This window comes from Bacillus sp. ms-22, from assembly GCF_009759805.1.
In the GTDB taxonomy this organism is placed as follows: Bacteria; Bacillota; Bacilli; order Bacillales; family Bacillaceae; genus Bacillus; species Bacillus xiamenensis.
In genome coordinates this window covers 1,194,610-1,210,311 of sequence record NZ_CP046653.1, presented here as the reverse complement: position 1 = coordinate 1,210,311, position 15,702 = coordinate 1,194,610, and the positions used below count along the sequence as shown (strand labels likewise).

The window sequence follows — 15,702 nt, the reverse complement described above, 5'->3', positions numbered from 1 at the left end:
TGGTATAACACATTCTTCGCTCATATGTGCCCGTTTATGGGAGTTAAACTTCAAAGGGTTCGCCGGCTTGGCGGCTGCCTTCTAGTACAAGAATTCCTTTTTCAGCAGGCGCATTTGGAAGGTCTAATTCTTTTGCTGAACAAATCATTCCGCTTGAAGGGACACCTCTTAGTTCAGCATCTTTGATGACCAAACCGCTAGGCATCACTGCGCCGACCTTTGCAACCACGACATATTGACCTTGGTCGACGTTTGGTGCACCGCAAACGATTTGTAATGTTTCATCGCCAACATCGACTTGGCAAATATTTAATTTATCTGCATTCGGATGTTTTTCCTTTTCCTTCACATAGCCCACAACAAACTTTGGTGATAGATCGACAGTTAATGTTTCACTGACACCGTTGCGGTTTAAAATTTCATTGATATCTTGAACAAGTGTTTCAGAAAGCGGAACAGATCCGTTTTCTTCAATTTTCATGTAAGTAGATGCGTTGAAGATATTAAAGCCTGTTGTTTCTTTTGTTTCTTGATTGAAGATTCTTACGACATCTCCAAACGTCTCATGACCTACTTCTTCTCTTGTGACATCTTTCAATGAAATAAGGAGTGTGTCGCCTACACCTTCTGCATTATAAAAAACATTCATTCGTCAAAATTCCCTTCTACTGCTGTTTTGGTCTGCTTTTTGCAAGAATAAAGATCGGTTCAAGCTTGCCCTCGTCATATAAAAATGACAATGCGGTAATTGGGACTGTGCCGCTAGCGAAGAAGCTCATCGACATTTGTCCTAAAATATCATAGCCTGATTCGTTGCGAACATCTGCAATGATGAACACATCTTGATGGGGAACAGAAATGGCCATCTGCCCCTCTATTTTTTGCGCATATTCTTGTAAAATTGATTCATTTAGTATTCTGCTTGCATCGTACCCGTCATTTGCACGGAAGAAATAAAAACGGTTGCCAGCAACTTCATCCATTTTCACTACCGTTTCAAGCGAGCGGACGTTGAAGCTTGCGGTTTCCCTGATTCGCTCTTTTGTCCAGTTTTCCTTTTGAAGCATCTTCTCGTCAATTAATCTGTAGGTGCTCCCAAGGTCAAGTGCATAGTAGATTCTTGTTTCAGCTGTATGCTCATCAAAAACGAGCGGCGTCTCATCACTTGATGTCTCTGGAAAGGAGGTTGAACGAATGACCGGATAAATCTGCTTCTCTTTGCCTGTTATGTGCTGCGCTTCGCCTTTCATTGCACTTAGTGCCTCTTTCACATAATAGACGATCTCATCCAGGGTTTCATCAGGCTTTACTTCCCACTTCGCAATAATCGGCGGAAGCTCAAGTGTGATGCCTTTCCCTGTTTGTTTATCTTCAATACGAAGCGTATCTTTTTCCCGGTCAAACTGGTGTGTCCAGCTGTCACTCGTCAGACGGCTTTTCAATTGATTGGCAAGCTGTCTGGATGTCATTTTTGCCATAATAAGACTCTCCTTTTGTTATTTAGAAAGAGAATCTGTTAAAAATGCTTCAATCTCTTCCTTTGTCTTACGATCTTTGCTGACAAAACGGTTGATCTCTTGTCCGTTTTTAAAAACTAAAAAGCTTGGAATGCCGTAAATGTCCCACTCTGCACAAGTGTCGATGAACTGATCTCTATCCACATAGAAGTATTCAAATTCTGGATAGTTTGCTTCAAGCTCTGGCAAGAACGGTTCAATAAATGTGCAGTCAGGACACCAGTCAGCTGAAAATAGCAATACGGCTAAGTCGTCTTGAATGACTTTTTGTAATTCTTCGTTTGATTCAATTTTTTTCATGTTTGATTCCTCCAGTTTGTATGGTTAAATCTCCGAATTGTATATAGCCTTTCTTTCTCATCCATTCTGATACTACCAAACTAATCACTGCCGGGCCAACGATATGCAAGAGTGCAATCGCGAGGAAAACGGATGGATGAAACCCCATGACTGTCAGTGTCATGAGCTGACCGACAAGACCGCTCGTTCCCATCCCCGCTCCTGCCGCATTATTGACCATCCCAAAGCCAATAATACCAATTGGCGCAAGAATCAGGCCCGCAATGGTCGGCGGAATGAGAATGAGGGGATTTTTCACAATGTTCGGCAGCTGTAGTTTTGACGTCCCAATACCAACAGCAACAAGACCGCCAAAGCGATTTTCTCTAAAACCTGCAGCGGCAAAACCGACCATCTGCGCGCAGCAGCCAATCGTTGCAGCACCGGCCGCTGTCCCGGTCAAATCAAGCATCAGCGCAAGCGCAGCACTTGAAATCGGTGAGCTGAGCGCAAGTCCAACAATGGTTGCGACCAGCATGCCCATCATCAGTGGACTTTGGTCAGTCCCCCATACGATGAGCCTGCCTAGCCCTGTCATCACCGCCTGAATCCCAGGGCCGATGAAAGCAGCGGTGAGAAAGCCTGTCATAATGGTCACAAGCGGCGTTAAAATAATATCAATTCTCGTCTCACCACTAACAAGTTTGCCTAATTCTACACCAATGAGAGCAGCCACAAAACTTCCAGCAGGTCCCCCAAGCTCTGCTCCAGCGGCACCTGAGACAACACTTGCAAAAATGATCAAAGGAGACGCATTTAAGCGATAGGCAACGGCTACACCGATTGCCGGTCCCATGAGCCCCATGGCAAGCGTTCCCATTTTGATGATAAGCGGCAGTGATAACAGACCGCCTGCTGTTTTTAAGATCAGCCCTACCACTAATGTAGCAAATAGACCTAAAGCCATATAAGAGAGTGCATCAATAAAATACACCTTTGGCGAAAGGGAAAGACCCTTTCTTTTCAAATAAGTCATCAATGTCGTCTTCCTGCCTTCTCATAGGAAAGACGAAGAGGCCTGTCCTTCCTATTATATGTAGTATTCTTACGATGAAAAATAGTCTCTACCATGAATATCATAATCATATTTTTTTTGCTTTATCAAGCACTTCTTGTGTAACATGAAAAGAAACAGGGCAAACCTTTACTAAGTTTGTGCACAAGGAGGAGATCGTTATGCAATTAACGGTTTATTTAGCTGGAGAAATACATAGCCAGTGGCGTGATGAAATCAAGGAGAAAAGCCAATCGTTAAAGTTACCAGTGACATTTGTGGGCCCAATGGAGAATCATGACCGCTCGGATCACATCGGGGAAGATATTTTAGGTGAGCAGCCAGATGCCATTTTTAAAGACGATGCGGCTTCTGATTTGAACAATTTCCGGACCGAAATTTTATTGAATAAAGCGGACGTCGTCATTGCGCGGTTTGGTGAGAAATATAAACAGTGGAACACTGCAATGGATGCTTCTTCCGCCATCGCTAAAGGAAAACCTCTTATTTTGATTCGCCCTAAGGAATTACACCATCCATTAAAAGAACTATCCAACAAAGCAAATGTTACTGTGGAAACAGTCAATCAAGCCATTAAGGCGTTATCTTACGTGTTTGAACAGGAATAGGAAAAAAGGCTGCTCTCATGAAAAGGGCAGCCTTTTCTTATTTTTTACACCTGTTGATAAATCGAATCCACCGTGCTTTGATCACAGTTTTTGACAAGTTGGACAATTAATTCTTTTGCGGCAGCATAATCATCTACATGCAAGACAGAATGACTTGTATGAATGTAACGCGCGCACACACCAATCACAGCAGACGGTACACCTTGGTTCGAAATGTGAACACGTCCAGCATCCGTTCCGCCCGGCGATACAAAGTATTGATATGGGATATTGTTTGTTTCAGCTGTATCGAGAACAAAGTCTCTCATGCCCCGGTGCGTAATCATCGTTCGATCAACAATACGAAGAAGTGCACCTTTTCCAAGCTGGCCGAATTGTGTGTGATCACCCGTCACATCATTTGCAGGGCTTGCATCTAAAGCAAAAAATAGATCAGGCTGAATCATATTCGCTGCTACCGCTGCCCCTCTTAGCCCTACTTCCTCTTGAACTGTTGCACCTGAATACAGCTGACATGAAAGGGTTTCGTCTTTTAATTCTTTTAATAATTCAATGGCAAGTCCGCACCCGTAGCGGTTATCCCAAGCCTTGGCTAAAATCTTTTTAGGATTGGCCATTGGGGTAAAGACCGTCGCAGGAACGATTTGCTGTCCTGGGCGAACGCCAAGCTCTTTCGCCTCTTCCTCACTATCTGCACCAATATCAATCAGCATATCTGACGGCTTCACTGGTCTATTTTTTTGTTCTGGTGTCAGAAGGTGGGGAGGTGTGCTTGACACGACACCAGGGATTGGTCCGTGATCGGTATGTACATCCACACGCTGCGCGAGCATCACTTGACTCCACCAGCCGCCAAGTGTTTGAAAACGAATCATCCCGTTTTTCGTAATTGATGAGACCATGAAGCCGACTTCATCCATATGACCAGCCACCATGATTTTCGGTCCCTTTTCCGAACCCTTACGTACGCCAAACACCCCGCCAAGGCGGTCCTGTATGAGCTCATCGGAATATTTCTCAAGTTCTTTTTTCATAAAAGCACGCACATGGTGCTCATTACCTGGAGTTCCCTGTAATTCTGTTAAATTTCGGAAAAGCGACAATGTTTCGTTGTTCATTCGACAGTTACCCTCGTTTCTATGTAATGACCATATAAATTCCTATAAACATACACTCCCTTTATACTATAAGAATTCTTTCGGTTTTCCAAGTATCTCTCCAGAAATTTTGAATATGCTTTCAAGTATTCGGATTTCTTAACATCACAGGACAAGTTTTGTATAATGGAAAAAACAGCAATACGGAGGTGCAGCACGTTGAAGTTAAAACATGTTCTGATTGGTGCAAGTATTGGCGTAGCCGCTGCAATTGTTGCCAAAAAAATCTTTTTCCCTGCGTACATCTCGTCTGAAAAAGCATTGAAAATTGTAAAATCTGCTTTTAAACAACGCGGCCCGATTGATGGCTCTTGGATTTACACTGTACCAGAACCTTATACCGTAAACGGTGAAACAATTGATGTGTACAAATCTGGCATTACACGCTCTGCCTTTGGCGAGCTTGAACAGTACGAAGTCATGATTGATGCAAAAACAGGTATGATTGTTGATGTCATTGATTCTGTTGCTTAAATAAGAAAGCTTCGCAAAGACGTGTCCTTGCGAAGCCTTTTTTATACGGCTTTGATTTTTTTGTACACAGGGTGCCACATGGCATCTTGCACGGCCTGTATGAGATCATCAGGCGTTTCTTCAGCAACCCCTTCGTCAATCGCCGCTTGTGCCACGCGGACAGCCACTGTCGCTGAAACCGTTCGGAGCTGATCGACACTTGGAAGCATCGCCGCACCCGGTTTTCCGACATTGACCATGCTCGCAATGGCTTCAGCACTTGCTACAAACATGCTGTCTGTCATCAGCCGGGCTTTAGACACAATCGTTCCAAGACCAAGACCAGGAAAGACGAGGGCGTTATTTGCCTGCCCAATTTCATAGGTCACCCCATTGTATTCCACAGGATCAAATGGGCTTCCTGTTGTCACAAGCGCACGTCCTTCTGTCCACTCGATCAGATCCTCCGGTTTTGCCTCTGAAAGAGGTGTTGGGTTAGACATCGGTAAAATCGCTGGGCGCTCTACATGTGACGCCATTTCTTTGACAATTTCCTCAGTAAATGCGCCTCCTACGGTCGACGTACCAATTAAAATTGTTGGTTTGGCCTGCTTCACGACCTCTAATAAATCAATGGAGTGCTTTGGGCCATTACGGGCATAATCCTTTACTTCATCAGAACGTCTTGCATATGGCTTTTGAAATGGCTGAATGTCTGGTGAATCATCTGTAAGCAATCCCGTTTTATCAATACACCAGAACTGGTCATATGATGCTTCTTCTTTGACTCCATCTCTTACAATGGCATCACGAATTTGCTCAGCTATTCCAATACCTGCTGTACCTGCTCCAAAGATGACGATTCGGTGGTCTTTCAGCGGAACCTTTGATGCTTTTGCACATGCCAAAACCGCAGCAAGTGAAACCGCTCCTGTTCCTTGAATATCATCATTGAACGTACAAATACGGTCCTTATACTTTTCCAAAATGGCGCGGGCATTTTTTGTACCAAAGTCTTCCCAGTGAAGGAGTGCATTTGGAAAGGTGGCGCGGGCAAGCTCAACATATTGATCAATGAACTGATCATACCGCTCTCCTCGAACGCGGGAGTGCTGATTGCCGACATAAAGCGGATCATTTAAGAGGCTTTCTTGGTTCGTCCCGGCATCAAGCACCACTGCCAGCACACGGCTAGGGTCAATACCTGCCGCCGCTGTATAAACAGCCAGCTTCCCGACTGAAATGGCAATTCCGCCAACGCCCCAGTCTCCGATGCCTAAAATACCTTCTGCATCCGTCGCAACGATTAAATCAATTGATTCATCGACTCCGTAAGAGGCAAAAATCTCTGCCATGCCTTCTAAGTCATCAATGGATAAATAAAGTCCTCTTGGTTTTCTATACTCGTGGCTGTAACGTTGAATCGCCGTTCCTACGGTCGGGGTGTATACAATCGGCAGCATTTCCGCCAAATGCTCATTTAATAATTTATAAAAGAGCACTTCGTTTCTGTCATGAAGCGCTGTTAAATACACATTTTTTCCAAGCGCGTCCGGCTGTGCTTGGAACTGCTCATATGCACGCTTTGCCTGATCTTCTAATGTTAAGACCTTAGGTGGGAGAAATCCCTTTAAACCAAGTTCTTCCCGCTCTTCCTTCGTAAATGCAACCCCTTTGTTTAAATAAGGGATAGACATGACTTCTATCCCTCTTAATGGTGTCTCGATGACATCACCGTGTACACGATAAAATTGGTTCACCTGCACTCTTCCTTTCACAAGTTCATTTTGTCGTTATTTTGTGTGAAAGGCGAAAAAACATACTATCTTCCGGTTTCTCTTTTGACTTCATGCGTGATTGTCCCGTCTGGGTCCCACTTCACAGCTCGGTAAATGGCATCATGATAAAACAAGTACCATGCATTTTTTTCTTCTGCGAATGCCTGCCATTTTTGCTTAGCTGGGATCGAGGTCATTGGATAATCATCATATGCCAGAACCCAAAGTGGATTTTTATGAGCGTGTGTCGGCATGATATCAGCTAAATGAATTGCTGTTTCGCCCTGACTTGTGAGTGTTAAGATGCTGTGCCCTTCGCTATGGCCGCCTGTATGATGCAGCTGAATGCCCTCTGTGACTTCAATGCTTTCTTCAAATGTGACCACTTGATCAACTACTGGCTCCCAGTTTTCTTGCCAATATGTATTTCGTGAGCGAATGTTCGGATGTCTCATTTCGTCCCATTCAATTTTGGACGTGATAATTTTTGCCTGCTGAAAAACAGACACGAGCTCATCGCCTTCACGTTTTGTCAGCCCGCTTGCATGATCAAAGTGCAGATGAGTCATTAATACGTAATCTATATCGGCTGGGCGTAGACCGAGAGCGGCAAGTGATTCTTCTATTTTCGTTTCCTCTGTGACGCCATAATTGCGTTTTTGTTTCTCTGTCAGCTTCCCTGAACCGATACCGGAATCTACTAACAGATGAAGACCGTTCCACCGTATGAGAATTGGATCACACCGTAATTCAATTTGATTGCGATCATTCACAGGGTATTTTTTTGACCATAATGGCTTTGGCACCACGCCAAACATTGCACCGCCGTCCATGTGGGTATCTCCCCCGTTTAACCAAAATAGTTCCATGTCACCTATTTTCATTGTCTCCATGCTGTCATCCCTCCTTTTTCTATCGTAGCAAATACAGCCGAAAATCGCATGTGCTAATCTTTTCATCAAAAAAAGCTGCCCGCAATCGTTCGTTGCAGCCAGCTTTTTCTTCACTTGTTATTCTGGGAATTTCACTTCTGATCGATAGATGGGCTGTCCCATAGAAGAGAATTTCTCTTCATATTCTGTCATCACATTTCCTTCTAGACCATCCTCATGTAAATCAAGGCTCACATACGTTAAAAGGAGTCCGTAGGCAGAAAAGCTCTTTAAAGAATATTCAAATAACCCGCGGTTATCTGTTTTAAAATGTAATTCACCGCCTGGGCGGAGGATTTGTTCATATCGCTCTAAAAAAGCTTTAAATGTCAATCTGCGTTTTTCATGCCTTGATTTTGGCCACGGATCAGAGAAATTCAAATACACCCGGTCAATCTCATTTTCCTCAAACACATCTGTCAATGTCTCAGCGTTGATGTTCAAAAGCTTTACGTTCTCAACATCTGTTTCTTTGATTTTATCAACTGCCGTCACAATGACACTTTTAAATAATTCAATACCAATATAGTTGATATCAGGATGAAGCTTGCCCATTCCAGCAATAAAGCTCCCTTTTCCTGTACCGACTTCAATATGGATTGGATGATCATTTCCAAACAGCTCATGCCATTTCCCTTTATACTGCTCGGGGTTTGCTAAAGCAATATGAGCATTTTCAGCTAAGTAATCATCCGCCCACGGTTTATGTCGCATTCTCAATTTGATACACCTCTATTTTCTTTACATTTTATCAAGATACCACGAAACATAAAGACCCGCAAGACAGCATCTCATATGCCCATATGAAAAAGACCAGTTCCTATTTGGGCTGGTCTTTTTCATGTATAAAATCAATGCTGAATGCACAGTTTAACCACATAAATGACATGCTTGAAAGGAGCATTCACATGGGATTAAACAGCCAACATCAGCTTCAATTAATCAAAGATATTTTAACTGATCACCAGCTGGATTGCTGTGGTACTATTGCAGAATATGAACAGGTGGGACGCGTGATTCAATTAATGCTGGCAAAAGAAGATCTTGATCCTGATATTCGTCAGCTGCTGACAGATATTTATGATTACAGCCAAAAGGGCACTTCTGTCAGTTCAATTGATGCACATATCGAGGAGCATCAATCTCATCTGTCGGAGTGGGTCGAGAACATTCCACTGTCTTAATGGATGTTTAACCGTTTTAACAATGCGCTTAGCTCCGCTTGCACTTCTTTTTGCGCCTTTTCATTGCCTTTTCTTTTATGCCAAACGACAAACGATACGGTTTCTGCGAGCACATACCATGCCATGCGTTTTCGCAGGTTGTCTGTCAGCGGGGCACCATACATCGAGAGCCAGCTTTCCCAGTTCTCTTCTTCAACATAATGATAGAGGAGCGGTCCAAGATCAATCGCTGGATCCGCAATCATCGCCCCATCCCAATCAATCAAATAGAGCTGATTTTCATCTGTGAGCAGCCAATTATTATGATTGAGGTCACAATGACATACGACCTTGTCCTCGAATTGGACTGCCTCCACATGCTGCTCTAAATACTGGATAGCACGCGCGATATCATGTGATTCAATCTGCTCTTTTAAGATGGACTGCTTGAGATGCATCAGAATGGATTCAGGGTCAAGCGAGTGCTTTTCTAATCGTTTCAGCATATCAAGCAGCTCTTTCGATGTATGAATTTTTCTAAGCTGCTCCGCAACAGGACGGTCATTCATGTCCTTTGGCTTCAGCTCTCGGCCGCTCAGCCAGTGCTGCGCAGTGATCACATCCCCATTTTCCATCCGTTTTGTCCAGACAAGCTTCGGCACAATGCCTTCAGCTGACAAAACCGCAAGAAACGGTGACGTATTGCGTTTTAAAAATAGCTTTTGGTCATTGTGTGTTGCGAAGTACGCATCTCCCGTAGCGCCTCCAGCAGGAGAGATGTGCCATTCGCTACCTAATATTTGTCCCAACCAGTTCATATCAATTTTCAACCCATCATTTCTTAAAATATTTTAAATCGTGCTTTTTTAGTCGACAAAATTCAGCCGATTGAGATCAATTGGCTGTTTTTTTTTATTTATATGATCATAAAAACAAAAAGGACAGCTATTGAGAATGAGATGCTAAACAATAGCCGTCCCTATAGATTTTATCGCTACCTTCTTATACTCGTCAAGCAAAACTAAAAAATCAGGACAAGAACCTGATGAAAAAGAAGGCTTTTTTCATGGTCTATTTGCCTGCGCATACAGCGGCAGTAGTTTAAGCACGTAATTTTAAGGAGTGTTCACTCGTCTTGACAAAAACAGGCGTTGCGCCTATCACTTCTCCATCTGCATGAAATAAGATTTTTTCATCTGCCTCCAAATAGGCTTCCTCATGCTGAAAAAGGGTGACTCCCTCCATTCCAAGGTGCTTTCGAAAAACCATTGCACTTAAAAACAAGAGGACCTTGAATGGATTCAAATCCGTCACAACAATTGTTTGAAAGCCGGGCTGCCTTGCGCTCGCTTCTGGCGCTGCTTCCAGCCCTCCGCCATAATACGGATGATTGCAGACCAATACAAACCACACTTGGCGAAAGACCTTTCTCTCATTTTCAATAAAAAGAGCAAGGTCAAACGGTTTGAATGACCATAAAGAATGAAGGAATGACAGCGGGTACATGATAAACCCCAGCTTGAGCCGCTTCAGCCACTTTCTCCCTCTGAAATGCACCGTTTTCCTCAAAACATGCGCGTCAAACCCAACACCAATATGATTGAGAAAAAGAACGGATTGCGGACTTTCTGCATGCTCTTGAAAGGAACCGAGAGCAAATGTTTTTGTGAGCATTCTCTTTTGCTTTCTCACTTCTTTGATCACATCGTGACGCTGGATACCAAGCCCCTTCGCAGCGTCATTCCAATGACCCGCCGGGACAAAGCTCAGCTGCACATGTTCGATTTCTTTTAAGCCATTCAGCACTTCATGAATGGTGCCGTCACCGCCAATAACGATTAGACGTTTCAATCTATCGTCTTGCATGGCGCTGATCTGTCTTGCCAAAACTTCAGCATGTCCTTCATGCTGGGTGAGAAACGATCGGTATGAGATCTCCATCTTTTGTAATTCTTTCTCTATGCTCCTCCATGTGCGGAGTCCTTTTCCATGTCCTGCTTCTGGATTGACGATAAAGTACCATTCATTCATATATTAGCTCCACTCAGGTCTCGTTTTTGGTGACCTTCATCTGCCTTTAATCGAGCCATTCCTGCCTTCTTTTGCTGTCTGATTCACCATAGGCGAGCAATGCCTTTGTCGCCTTAAATTGCTGGTGTTTTGTCGGCGCCGTGTTTTTCCGCTGCTTGTCAAACCATTCCTCAGCCTTCTTCTTATCGACAACCTCCATCCCATACGGAACTTCAGGTAAGTCAATATAAGAGGTACGGCTGATGAGGATTTTTTTCACAGGAAGCTCTACACCGCTTTGCTGTAAAATTTTTGACACGACGGTTCCAGAACGAAGAAGGCTTGCGCAAGGGTTCAAGACGGACTGAACAGCTTTTCCAGTCGCGCGCTTTTCCCAAAAACGTTCCTTCGATCCGATATATACGCTGTCTGGCTCTGCCTCTAGAAAAGATAAACAGATCACTTCAAGCGGCGTAATGATCACTGGACATAATTCCATCTCTGCTTTTTGAATGAGCAGCACCGGCTTGTACATGACAAAATAAGAATCGGGCAGCTGCCTTGCAAGCATTCGCAGTTTTTCATCATATCGAATGTGATGGGAGACAGTTGAAATGTGAGAGATCGTCGAGCTGGCCCACTTTAATTGTACATCGTAAAGATGATCCTTAAAAAAGTGAATCAGCTTCGTTTCATCGGTCGGAACGTTTGTAAAGACACCTTGCTCTATATCTGTCGGCTCGTTAAAGAGACTCAGGTCCTGTTCCTTTTTCATATCGGCTTCTTTTTGCTTTCTCTTTAAGGAGAATTTCTTTCTCTTTTCTTCCTCTTGTTCAGGTGCTTGTCTAAGGAATTGGTCAACTTGCTGCTGCGCCTCTTCTTTTGAAGCTCTTTTTAACTCGTCCCATCTTTGCTTTTTCAATCGAATAAACTGATTGATGTAATGATGCGGGTCTTGTTCATATCGTGATATATAATCTTGGATTTTAATGATTTGCGCCATCTGCTGATCACTCCAACTTCTAGAATCATTTATGTAGGGTAAATTGTTTAATTACGTGATAACGCGGGGTTTCTTTGAGACGAATTTCAAATAAAGCGATACTAGAAACCTCCATCGAATATGGCTCTTTACGTAAGGGCGCTTGTTCTATATAGGGCTGATCCGCATTCCATTTTCGCGCAATCGTCATATGCGGATGAAATGGTCTTTTTTCTACAGGGTGATCTGCTGACAATACGGCTTCTTTCACCTTTTCTCTTACATCCATCAAAGGTTTACTTTCACTAGGCTTTGCAAAAAAGACTCTCGGTCGCTCAATTTGACCAAATACCCCTATCTCATTCAGCTTCAGCGGGAAAGCAGACATCTCATGAGACAGCTGTTCAAGTAGCTCAGATATCTTGTTTAAACGGTCCTCTGGAATTGCGCCTAAAAACACAAGGGTGACATGATAATCAATGGGTGCTGTCCATTTTTGAAAAGACAGTTCGCTCCTCTTGTCTATATCCGCTTTTATTTGATGCGCAAGTTGTTCAGGGATTTGAATCCCGATAAAATAATGACGGCTTTCTGCCATATCATCACCTGTCCTTTTTTAACAAACTTTACGAATCCCCATTGATGATAGTATAACTAAAGTAATGCGTAATGAGAAGAAAGGGTGTCATATAATGAAGGTTGCACACAATATCGCTGAGCTGATCGGCGACACTCCGCTTGTAAAATTACAGCGGCTTCAGCCAGACAATGCGGCGGCTGTTTATTTAAAGCTGGAATCATTTAATCCGAGTGGAAGTGTAAAGGATCGTGCTGCTTACAATATGATCGTTGAGGCAGAGAAGCAAGGGAAGCTCACAAAAGGGGCTACAATTATTGAACCAACAAGCGGGAATACAGGAATTGGTTTAGCGATGAATGCTGCTGCAAGAGGCTACAAAGCCATTCTTGTTATGCCTGATACGATGACACAGGAAAGAATCAATATTTTAAAGGCATATGGTGCACAGGTCGTCTTAACCCCAGGGGAGGAAAAAATGCCGGGCTGTATTCAGAAGGCAGAGGAACTAGCTGCTCAAATTCCTCACAGCTTTATTCCCATGCAATTTGACAACGGAGCGAACCCTGATGCTCACAGAAGGACGACCGCTGTAGAAATAATGGATGCGGTGAAACAGCTCGGTCAGCCGCTAGGCGCTTTTGTCGCAACTGCTGGAACTGGCGGTACCATTACAGGCACTGGAGAGGAATTAAAGAAAGCATTTCCTGAATTGACCATACGTGTGGCAGAGCCGAAGGGATCGCCTGTTTTATCAGGGGGGAAACCTGGCAAGCATAAGCTCGTTGGCACAAGTCCAGGATTTATCCCAAATATTTTAAACGAACAGGTCTATGATGACATTGTGCAAGTAAGCGATGAAGATGCGTATCACATCACGCGGCAGCTTGCCCGCCTTGAAGGCATTTTAGTCGGTCCATCGTCTGGGGCGGCGTGCTATGCAGCCATTGAAACAGCCAAACAGCTCCCAAAGGATCACATGGTCGTCTGTATGACAGCAGATACGGGTGAACGCTATTTATCAAGTGATGTTTTTCAGGATTAGGATTAAAAAAGGAACAGGGGGATGAGCCCCTGTTCCTTTTTCTTTATTTCACATTGAGTGAACCCTATCAAACCGACTTCACCTCAGCCTGCTCCCCTGTAATGAGTAAAACCTGTTCATCTGTCAGCGGGAACAAAGAGAGCGTTTCTTGATATTTCTTAATGATTTGCTGTGCGGCTTCACCTAAATAGGCATGATGCATGTGCGGAACAGGATAGCTGCTCATGTCATTGAATCCTTCAAACGAAAGTAATTCTGGCGCTTTCTCCTGATCATCCATCAGTGATATATATTCAATGTTTGGCGCCATGATGATACTCCCTGCGGATTCTCCGATGTACAGCTTGCCTTTGCTCATTTCTTCCTTCAACACGTGATCAAGTCCATGCTTTCTTAATTCCTGTAACAAATAAAAGCTATTGCCGCCCGACACATAGATGACATCATTTTTTTCGATCATACGTGTCATTTCTTCAGCCGTATGCTCAGCCATCTGCACAGTCTCTATGTGCATGTCTAATTGATGAAAGGCCTCTTTTGCTGCCTCCACATAGTGCGTGACCTCCTCCACCTCACTGGCTGTTGGAATGAATGTCACGCTTTTTCCTTTTAATGATTCACCCGCAAAGTCAGACAAGAGAGAATAGGTATCTTTAAACGAAGAGCATAAGAACATTTTTTTCACTGCGAAATCCCCTCTTCTCTTTCCTTTTTCTATTTTGCCAATTCATACATGGCTTGTGCATATAGAGCTGTTGCTCTTAGTAAGTCATCAATTTCGATATATTCATCTTTTTGGTGTGCACAATCTGGTCTTCCTGGGAATAGCGGGCCAAAGGCAACTCCTGCCTCTAATGACCTCGCATACGTTCCTCCCCCAATCGCAATGAGGGTCGCAGGATCTCCAGTTTGTTCTTCATATACCCGCTGCAATGTTTTCACAAGTGGATGATCTTTTGAGACGTGATGCGGAGGGCTGTCGTCAAATTTCTCAATGACTGCTCCTTTGATACGTTCCATTCCTTTTCTGACTTCCTTCCCGTCCGCTGTCACTGGATACCGGACATTTAGCCCAAGCTTTGCTTCCTCGTTTTGCGTATAGCGGATCGTCCCCACATTCAAGGTCAAGTCGCCGCTAATGTCATCCTTACAAGCAATGCCCAGCTTTTGTCCTCGTGTGTCTTGATCAAATAACGCATTTATTTGTGATGTAAAAGCAAGCCCTTGTTCATCTAATTCATGCTCACATAAGAAATTTGCCAAATGAATGCCCGCATTTGTACCATGCGCCGGCTCCATTGCATGAACCGATACACCTTTTAATGTGAAGGTCAGTCCATCCGCTGTCATCTTTACCTCACCGGTTAATTGATTTTCTGCGAGATAGGCTTCAAAAGCTGTTTTCAATGCTTCAGCATCGTGTTCGTTTGTTGCTGCCACAATCGCTTTGGCTTCATCTGGCACCATATTGAGTCTCATGCCTGATGTGAATTGCTTGAGGGTATAACGCTTATTTTCTTCTGATTGTTCGTATGTAAAGGAGACGATGGCATCAATGATCCCTTTTTCAGCATGAATGATGGGGAAATCTGCATCTGGCGCAAAGCCAATTTGCGGCATTGCCTCATGCTTGAAATAGTGATCCACACAGCGCCAATCGCTTTCTTCATCTGTTCCGATGATCATTCGAATTTTTTTAGACAGCTTCAGCCCTGCGTCTTTTAATATCTTCAGTGCGTAAAAAGCCGCCATGGTTGGCCCTTTATCATCAATGGCCCCTCTTGCAAATAGTTTATTTTCTCTTATGTCGGCTGAAAATGGCGGGGTTGTCCAGCCTTCACCAGCAGGCACGACATCCACATGACATAACACACCGACGATGTCTTCGCCTTCTCCATATTCAATATGACCGGCATAGCCATCAACATTTTTCACTGTAAAGCCTTCGTCTTGCCCTTTTTTCAGCATATACTGAAGGGCCTGATCTACTTTTTCTCCAAATGGCTTCCCTTCTGTTCCACCTTCTTCATCAAGAACACTTTCAATTTGTAAAAAAGATTGTGTGTCCTTTATCAAGTCTTCTTTCTTTCGTATGACTTCAGCTTCCCAATTCATTTTCCATTCCT

Annotated in this window: 18 protein-coding genes; 4 read left to right on the top strand and 14 right to left on the bottom strand. The window is 43.7% G+C overall.

Features of this window, described 5'->3' with window-relative positions:
* Positions 1–43 precede the first annotated feature (43 nt).
* The 4 genes from ytpR to GPA07_RS06360 are packed head-to-tail and all read right to left on the bottom strand — an operon-like array spanning position 44 to position 2,832.
* Entirely contained in the window at positions 44–649 is a 606-nt protein-coding gene (ytpR, locus tag GPA07_RS06375) for a YtpR family tRNA-binding protein (RefSeq protein WP_071168766.1), read from the bottom strand.
* A 16-nt stretch (positions 650–665) separates the two neighbouring features.
* Positions 666–1,478: a DUF1444 domain-containing protein gene (locus GPA07_RS06370; RefSeq protein WP_034738405.1), complete on the bottom strand. Its 813-nt coding sequence runs from the start codon at positions 1,476–1,478 to the stop codon at positions 666–668.
* 18 nt (positions 1,479–1,496) lie between these two features.
* Positions 1,497–1,817 (bottom strand): thioredoxin family protein, encoded by a 321-nt coding sequence (locus GPA07_RS06365; RefSeq protein WP_157292208.1) that lies wholly within the window; start codon positions 1,815–1,817, stop codon positions 1,497–1,499.
* Positions 1,804–2,832, bottom strand: coding sequence for a PTS sugar transporter subunit IIC (locus GPA07_RS06360; RefSeq protein ID WP_008356388.1), 1,029 nt, complete (start codon positions 2,830–2,832; stop codon positions 1,804–1,806). The genes GPA07_RS06365 and GPA07_RS06360 overlap by 14 nt, the downstream gene beginning before the upstream one ends.
* Before the next feature lie 200 nt (positions 2,833–3,032).
* On the opposite strand from GPA07_RS06360, the gene GPA07_RS06355 reads away from it, so the two are divergent.
* Complete coding sequence (locus tag GPA07_RS06355; protein WP_008356391.1) at positions 3,033–3,479, top strand: YtoQ family protein; 447 nt, start codon at positions 3,033–3,035, stop codon at positions 3,477–3,479.
* Positions 3,480–3,523: 44 nt separating this feature from the next.
* Here the strand turns inward: GPA07_RS06355 and GPA07_RS06350 are convergent, their stop codons facing one another.
* The gene (locus GPA07_RS06350; protein WP_157292207.1) at positions 3,524–4,597 is read right to left on the bottom strand and encodes a M42 family metallopeptidase; all 1,074 of its coding nucleotides are present in this window, start codon (positions 4,595–4,597) and stop codon (positions 3,524–3,526) included.
* 198 nt (positions 4,598–4,795) lie between these two features.
* Between GPA07_RS06350 and GPA07_RS06345 the strand changes: the two genes are divergently transcribed.
* Complete coding sequence (locus tag GPA07_RS06345) at positions 4,796–5,110, top strand: PepSY domain-containing protein (protein WP_008356395.1); 315 nt, start codon at positions 4,796–4,798, stop codon at positions 5,108–5,110.
* Between the two features lie 41 nt (positions 5,111–5,151).
* Here GPA07_RS06345 and GPA07_RS06340 read toward each other — a convergent pair whose 3' ends face one another.
* From GPA07_RS06340 to trmB, 3 genes are all read right to left on the bottom strand, one after another.
* Positions 5,152–6,786 carry an NAD-dependent malic enzyme gene (locus GPA07_RS06340; RefSeq protein ID WP_232532151.1) on the bottom strand — a complete coding sequence of 545 codons (1,635 nt, stop codon included), beginning with the start codon at positions 6,784–6,786 and terminating at the stop codon, positions 5,152–5,154.
* Between the two features lie 125 nt (positions 6,787–6,911).
* Entirely contained in the window at positions 6,912–7,760 is an 849-nt protein-coding gene (locus GPA07_RS06335) for a YtnP family quorum-quenching lactonase (protein ID WP_008356398.1), read from the bottom strand.
* 117 nt (positions 7,761–7,877) lie between these two features.
* Positions 7,878–8,519, bottom strand: a complete 642-nt coding sequence (trmB, locus tag GPA07_RS06330; RefSeq protein ID WP_008356399.1) for a tRNA (guanosine(46)-N7)-methyltransferase TrmB — start codon at positions 8,517–8,519, stop codon at positions 7,878–7,880.
* A gap of 188 nt (positions 8,520–8,707) precedes the next feature.
* Here trmB and GPA07_RS06325 point away from each other — a divergent pair, with 188 nt between their 5' ends.
* Complete coding sequence (locus tag GPA07_RS06325) at positions 8,708–8,983, top strand: YtzH-like family protein (RefSeq protein ID WP_008356401.1); 276 nt, start codon at positions 8,708–8,710, stop codon at positions 8,981–8,983.
* On the opposite strand, the gene GPA07_RS06320 is transcribed toward GPA07_RS06325, so the two are convergent.
* From GPA07_RS06320 to thpR, 4 genes are all read right to left on the bottom strand, one after another.
* Positions 8,980–9,780: a phosphotransferase family protein gene (locus GPA07_RS06320; RefSeq protein ID WP_008356403.1), complete on the bottom strand. Its 801-nt coding sequence runs from the start codon at positions 9,778–9,780 to the stop codon at positions 8,980–8,982. The genes GPA07_RS06325 and GPA07_RS06320 overlap by 4 nt on opposite strands.
* Positions 9,781–10,063: 283 nt before the next feature.
* A complete protein-coding gene (locus GPA07_RS06315; RefSeq protein ID WP_157292205.1) occupies positions 10,064–10,993 on the bottom strand; it encodes a YegS/Rv2252/BmrU family lipid kinase in 930 nt (309 codons plus the stop codon).
* Positions 10,994–11,039: 46 nt separating this feature from the next.
* Positions 11,040–11,975, bottom strand: a complete 936-nt coding sequence (locus GPA07_RS06310; RefSeq protein WP_157292204.1) for a hypothetical protein — start codon at positions 11,973–11,975, stop codon at positions 11,040–11,042.
* Between the two features lie 25 nt (positions 11,976–12,000).
* The gene (gene thpR / locus GPA07_RS06305) at positions 12,001–12,552 is read right to left on the bottom strand and encodes an RNA 2',3'-cyclic phosphodiesterase (protein ID WP_008356408.1); all 552 of its coding nucleotides are present in this window, start codon (positions 12,550–12,552) and stop codon (positions 12,001–12,003) included.
* A 94-nt stretch (positions 12,553–12,646) separates the two neighbouring features.
* On the opposite strand from thpR, the gene cysK reads away from it, so the two are divergent.
* Positions 12,647–13,576, top strand: a complete 930-nt coding sequence (gene cysK / locus GPA07_RS06300) for a cysteine synthase A (RefSeq protein ID WP_157292203.1) — start codon at positions 12,647–12,649, stop codon at positions 13,574–13,576.
* A 67-nt stretch (positions 13,577–13,643) separates the two neighbouring features.
* On the opposite strand, the gene GPA07_RS06295 is transcribed toward cysK, so the two are convergent.
* Both GPA07_RS06295 and pepV read right to left on the bottom strand, forming a co-directional pair.
* Positions 13,644–14,261, bottom strand: coding sequence for a Type 1 glutamine amidotransferase-like domain-containing protein (locus GPA07_RS06295; RefSeq protein WP_008356412.1), 618 nt, complete (start codon positions 14,259–14,261; stop codon positions 13,644–13,646).
* Positions 14,262–14,290: 29 nt separating this feature from the next.
* A complete protein-coding gene (gene pepV, locus GPA07_RS06290) occupies positions 14,291–15,691 on the bottom strand; it encodes a dipeptidase PepV (protein WP_157292202.1) in 1,401 nt (466 codons plus the stop codon).
* Positions 15,692–15,702: the final 11 nt, after the last annotated feature.

Coding starts and splice junctions, on each gene's coding strand:
- GPA07_RS06315 (WP_157292205.1), bottom strand. CDS start 10,993: ATGAATGAATGGTACTTTATCGTCAATCCAGAAGCAGGACATGGAAAA.
- GPA07_RS06325 (WP_008356401.1), top strand. CDS start 8,708: ATGGGATTAAACAGCCAACATCAGCTTCAATTAATCAAAGATATTTTA.
- GPA07_RS06360 (WP_008356388.1), bottom strand. CDS start 2,832: ATGACTTATTTGAAAAGAAAGGGTCTTTCCCTTTCGCCAAAGGTGTAT.
- GPA07_RS06355 (WP_008356391.1), top strand. CDS start 3,033: ATGCAATTAACGGTTTATTTAGCTGGAGAAATACATAGCCAGTGGCGT.
- GPA07_RS06365 (WP_157292208.1), bottom strand. CDS start 1,817: ATGAAAAAAATTGAATCAAACGAAGAATTACAAAAAGTCATTCAAGAC.
- pepV (WP_157292202.1), bottom strand. CDS start 15,691: ATGAATTGGGAAGCTGAAGTCATACGAAAGAAAGAAGACTTGATAAAG.
- cysK (WP_157292203.1), top strand. CDS start 12,647: ATGAAGGTTGCACACAATATCGCTGAGCTGATCGGCGACACTCCGCTT.
- GPA07_RS06320 (WP_008356403.1), bottom strand. CDS start 9,780: ATGAACTGGTTGGGACAAATATTAGGTAGCGAATGGCACATCTCTCCT.
- GPA07_RS06370 (WP_034738405.1), bottom strand. CDS start 1,478: ATGGCAAAAATGACATCCAGACAGCTTGCCAATCAATTGAAAAGCCGT.
- GPA07_RS06310 (WP_157292204.1), bottom strand. CDS start 11,975: ATGGCGCAAATCATTAAAATCCAAGATTATATATCACGATATGAACAA.
- GPA07_RS06350 (WP_157292207.1), bottom strand. CDS start 4,597: ATGAACAACGAAACATTGTCGCTTTTCCGAAATTTAACAGAATTACAG.
- ytpR (WP_071168766.1), bottom strand. CDS start 649: ATGAATGTTTTTTATAATGCAGAAGGTGTAGGCGACACACTCCTTATT.
- GPA07_RS06340 (WP_232532151.1), bottom strand. CDS start 6,786: ATGTCTATCCCTTATTTAAACAAAGGGGTTGCATTTACGAAGGAAGAG.
- thpR (WP_008356408.1), bottom strand. CDS start 12,552: ATGGCAGAAAGCCGTCATTATTTTATCGGGATTCAAATCCCTGAACAA.
- GPA07_RS06335 (WP_008356398.1), bottom strand. CDS start 7,760: ATGGAGACAATGAAAATAGGTGACATGGAACTATTTTGGTTAAACGGG.